Source organism: Brevibacterium mcbrellneri ATCC 49030, from assembly GCF_000178455.1.
Lineage (GTDB): Bacteria > Actinomycetota > Actinomycetes > Actinomycetales > Brevibacteriaceae > Brevibacterium > Brevibacterium mcbrellneri.
In genome coordinates this window covers 1-1,036 of the sequence record NZ_ADNU01000005.1, presented here as the reverse complement: position 1 = coordinate 1,036, position 1,036 = coordinate 1, and the positions used below count along the sequence as shown (strand labels likewise).

Annotated in this window: 1 protein-coding gene; it reads right to left on the bottom strand. The window is 70.2% G+C overall.

Features of this window, described 5'->3' with window-relative positions; translation table 11 throughout:
- Positions 1 to 6: 6 nt before the first annotated feature.
- The coding region (locus HMPREF0183_RS00255) for an ISL3 family transposase (RefSeq protein WP_040347497.1) at positions 7 to 1,036 on the bottom strand (1,030 nt) is incomplete at its 5' end.

Here is a 1,036-nt window from a genome sequence, read left to right as displayed (position 1 = left end):
GGCTCTTCACGAACGAGGGTGTAGCGCGGGTCTGAACCCTCCGGCTTCGAGCAGCGACCGAGCGATGTAGTGGGTGAGGTTGCGGAAGCCGAGGGCGGAGCCGCGGAGGTGTTCGAGTCGCCCGTTGATGGCCTCGGTCGGGCCGTTGCTGGTGCCTGGGCGGTCGAAGAACGCGAGGATGTCGCCCGCCCGCTGCTTCATGGTCCGGCCGAGCTTGCGGACCTCGACGAGCGCCGCGGGAACGCCGCTGCTGATCGCAGCGATCACCTCCTGCATCATCGCCTTCGCTTTCTTCTTGTCGGGCTCCCGGTAGGCCGCGACGATGCGCTGGTAGATGCCCCAGGTCGCCTCGACCTCGACGTGCTCCTCGCTCGCGAACACTGCGTCCAGGCGTGCCCGCTGCCGGTCGGTGAGCAGGCTCGCCCCGGTGTGCAGGGTGCGGCGGGCTTTGTAGAGCGGGTCGCCCTTGAGCCCGCGGTGACCGGTGGTGTCTTGCTGGACCCGACGCCGGCAGACATCCAGCGCGTCGCCGGCGAGGCGGACCACGTGGAACGGGTCCATGACGGGGACGGCGTCGGGGAGTTCCTCGGCGGCAGCGGTCTTGAACCCGGCGAAGCCGTCCATCGCGACCACCTCGATCCGCTTCGCCCAGTCCGCAGGGCGGGCGGCGAGCCACTGCTTGAACACCGCCTTGGAGCGGCCCTCGACCATGTCCAGCAGCCTCGCCGGCCCGGTCTTGTTCCTCGCGGGCGTGAGGTCGATGATCACGGTGACGTACTTGTCGCCCAGCCTCGTGTGTCGCCAGACGTGCTCGTCGACACCGATCGTGGTGACCCCGTCGAACCGGGCGGGGTCGTCGATCAGGCGCCGCTTGCCTTCCGCGAGGACGGCGGCGTTCGCGGCACTCCAGGACACCCCGAGACCTGCGGCGACGCGGGTGACGGTGAGGTGGTCGATGACGATGCCCCGCAGCGCCCACTCCAGGCCGCCGCGGGAGATCTTCGCACGCGGCGCCGCTGCCCGCGTCATGTCCTGC